Consider the following 3,410-nt stretch of genomic DNA (forward strand, 5'->3'; position numbering starts at 1 on the left):
GGCGACTACGCGACCCCGAAGTGTAGGGTAGGCGACTGGCGCGGTGGCATCTCGCTTTGGGCGCGTGGTCCGGTACCTTTGTCCGCGCGGTTTCCCGCCCGTTTCTCATCCCGGCCGTCCATAGCATGCTCCGTCTCCAGCCGCCCCCCGTCAGTCCGTGCATGTGGTTCTCCCACACACGGCTTACCGACGCCGTTCACCGCCGGCATTCGGTCTCTCCCGCCAGAGCTTTCCGGCCCTGGGAGTGACGACAATCCCAGACAGGCTGACCAGGCCGAGGTCCACCGGCCGGGAGCGTATCAGCACCCGCCAGCCGAAGCCCATGCTGCGCCGGTGTCTGGCCCGAACAAACCGAGCCAGCCGTACCTGCGCGAACCGCCTGATCATAGCAAGGCGCCGTGCCGAATATCCGTAGCGGAAATATCCGGCCCAGCCACGCAGGAACAGGTTCAGTTCCCGCACGACCGCCTCTGGCTTAAGCAGCAGCCTGGACCGTCCCGTAATCTCCCGAATCCGATCCCGAGCATGCTGCATGGCCCTGTCCGAGGGCCAGCGCGCAAGAAACGCCACCCTCCGTCTGCCCCGGTCACCCCGCGACAGCACCAGGCGGTGATGGAAGCCCAGGAACTCAAGACCATCCCCTCCCACCTGTAGGTGAACGATACGGGTCTTGGCTGCCTTGGTCTCCAGCCCCAGATCAGCGAGCAACCGGACCAGACAATCCATCGCCCGCACCGCCTGATCCTCCGACCAGCACATCACGACGATATCGTCCGCGAACCGGACCATCATCCCGTCCCCGTCGTCCCATTCCCGGCCAAGCCGGTTCAGGTAGACGTTACAGAGTAATGGGGACAGCGGCCCGCCCTGGGACATTCCGCTGACCGGCCTCCGGACCTCGCCGTCGCGCATCACGCCGGCACGCAGGACAGCACGCACCAACCTGAGCATCGCCTGGTCGCAGACCCGTTCCTCGATCGTCTGCATCAACCCTTCGAACGGGATCGCCGTAAAGCAATCAGCGATATCCGTCTCCACCACCCACCGACGGCCCTTCCCGCACGCATCCACCAGCACTTGCAGTGCGTCATGAGCCGAGCGCCACGGGCGGAACCCGAACGAGCACCCGGCCATGTCCGCCTCGAAGACCGGCTCGAGCACGATCTTCACGGCGGTCTGCACCACACGGTCGCGGACGGCAGGGATCGACAGCGGCCGGGACGCACCCTTGTCCCCCGGCTTGGGAATTTCTACCCGGCGCACAGGCAAAGGACGGTACCCCCCTTCCCGCAATTCGCCGCCCAGCTCGTCGAGAAGACGGGACACCCCGTACTCCTCGACCTGGGCAATGGTGGTCCGGTCAATGCCCGGCGCGCCCCTGTTGGCGCGCACCAGTGCCCACGCACGCTCCAGGACGTCCCCACGGTGGACCTTGTCCGAGAGCGCATGGAACCTCCGCCCGGGATCGGCCTTGGCCGCCCGGTACAGCGTGTGCTGCAAGACACGGACCGGATCCACTCGGGATCCCGAAGCGGCGGGAATAGCAGCAATGGCACTCACCGAGCCCCTCCTTCCAACTCCACGCGTCGACGAAGCAGCGGCCCTTCCCTCACCGCCGGTTATCGGTTATGTTGTCCGGCCGGCTCGAACGGTAATATGGCCGCCTCCGACGCCCACCCGGCCCGCCACCCACTTCCCGGGATCTCCGGTTATAGGGCACGGTTCTGAGGAGTGAATTGCTGGACCGCGGAGGGGCTGGTTCCGGGCATGCGGGAAGGCGCTGGGAGCCGGGCTTCCAACGCTGGTCTTATCGGTATTCGGTGCGCGTGCTGCGGGTGTTCCTTTCTGTCTGGGGTAGCGGCTATGCCGCTGGTGTGATGGTGACGGTGTAGCCGAGTTTCTCCAGTTCGCCGACGAGGTTCTTCCGGCGGCGTTCAGGGTCCCGGCGTCGGCGGGCATGCCAGTCTCCGCCGAGGTCCTGGTAGACGGTCTTGTTCGCGATGATGTGCCAGTAGGCGATGAGAATGTCGTGGCGGGTCGCGCCGATCGCTTTCAGGACACCGCGGCGGCCACGGACCTGGGCGTGGTGGGACGCCAGGTAGGTGTCCTTGCTCCGGGCGGCGGCGTGCGCGGCCTCGGTCAACGCGGTACGTAACCACTTGTTACCGTGTCGGGTCCGCCCGGACAGGCGTTTCCCTCCCGAGGTGTTGTTCCCCGGACAGATACCCGCCCAGGACGCGAGATGGCCGGCGGTGGGGAACCGGCTCATGTCCAGGCCGACCTCGGCGAGCAGCACGGTCGCGGTGACCTCACCGACCCCGGTGATCGTGCGGATCCGGTCGACCGTCTCCCGAAAAGGGGCGATCATCACCTCGATCCGGTGGTCGAGCTCGTCGATCTGCTCGTCACACAGGTCGATCCGGGCCAGGAGCTGCGCGGCGAGGAACCCGTGATGCCCGGAGCGGAACGTTCCCGCGAGTGCCTCCTGCAACTGTGGGATCTTGCTGCGGAGTCGGCCACGGGCCTGATCAGCGAGATATTCCAGGGACTGCTCTCCCTCGATCACCTTCTCCAGGATCGCACGGCCCGAGACCCCGAGTAGCTTGGAGGCGACGCTGGTGAGTTTCACGCCGGCGTCCTGCATCAGTTTCTCCAGCCGCTGGATCTCCCGGGTCTTCTCCTCGACCACGATCCGCCGGGCCCGGGTCAGGTCACGCAGGTCCCGCTGGGGTTTCGGCGGCACGAACGAGGCGCGTACCAGGCCGTGCGCGACGAGGTCCGAGATCCACGCCGCGTCCGCGACGTCTGTTTTTCGGCCTGGTACGTTGCGGACGTGGGTGGCGTTGAGGAGCCAGCACTCGAACCGGTCTTCCAGCAGGTGGAACACCGGCTTCCAGTAGACGCCTGTCGATTCCATCCCGACGATCGTCACCCGGCACTCGGTGAGCCAGTCCGCGAGTAGTCCGAGCGAGCCCCCGGTCGTGGTGAACGTCCGGACCTCGGTGACGGCTTTACCCGAACCGGTTTGGATGCGCACCGCCGCGGCGACCGTGTCCCGGTGCACGTCAAGGCCCGCGCACCGTGGGAATAACACCTGCATCTGCCAGCCCTCCATGGTCAGCAACCTGTAGGTGCTGTCCGGAGAGGCCCTGACCACAGGAAACTGAGGAACGCGCTCGTAGCAGCAGGAAAGAGTACCCCAGGACCTCCACCGCCATACTCTTGGACGGGTTCTGAGCACCAGAGAACGCCGACGTCGATCCGGACAGCATCGGAGATGCTGCACGGGACTCGGCGATACCGGGCCGAAACGGCCCACCGGCCAACATCAGGACCACAGGCGTCCCGCGGCCGGACTCAAATTCTCATACGAAAGGGTGGCGGCCACGCCGCCCTGGCTGCTCTTGGAG

Annotated in this window: 2 protein-coding genes; both read right to left on the reverse strand. The window is 66.2% G+C overall.

Annotation, left to right across the window (positions count from 1 at the left end; all coding sequences use genetic code 11):
• Positions 1–183 precede the first annotated feature (183 nt).
• Positions 184–1,560, reverse strand: a complete 1,377-nt coding sequence (gene ltrA / locus AC08OO_RS18225; protein WP_476610722.1) for a group II intron reverse transcriptase/maturase — start codon at positions 1,558–1,560, stop codon at positions 184–186.
• A gap of 301 nt (positions 1,561–1,861) precedes the next feature.
• A complete protein-coding gene (locus AC08OO_RS18230) occupies positions 1,862–3,100 on the reverse strand; it encodes an IS110 family RNA-guided transposase (RefSeq protein WP_476610723.1) in 1,239 nt (412 codons plus the stop codon).
• Positions 3,101–3,410 lie beyond the last annotated feature (310 nt).

It is taken from the genome of Frankia sp. CeCAU1 (assembly GCF_977971845.1).

Excerpts from the sequence above, each read along its gene's own strand:
- AC08OO_RS18230 (WP_476610723.1), bottom strand. The coding sequence starts at position 3,100 with ATGCAGGTGTTATTCCCACGGTGCGCGGGCCTTGACGTGCACCGGGAC.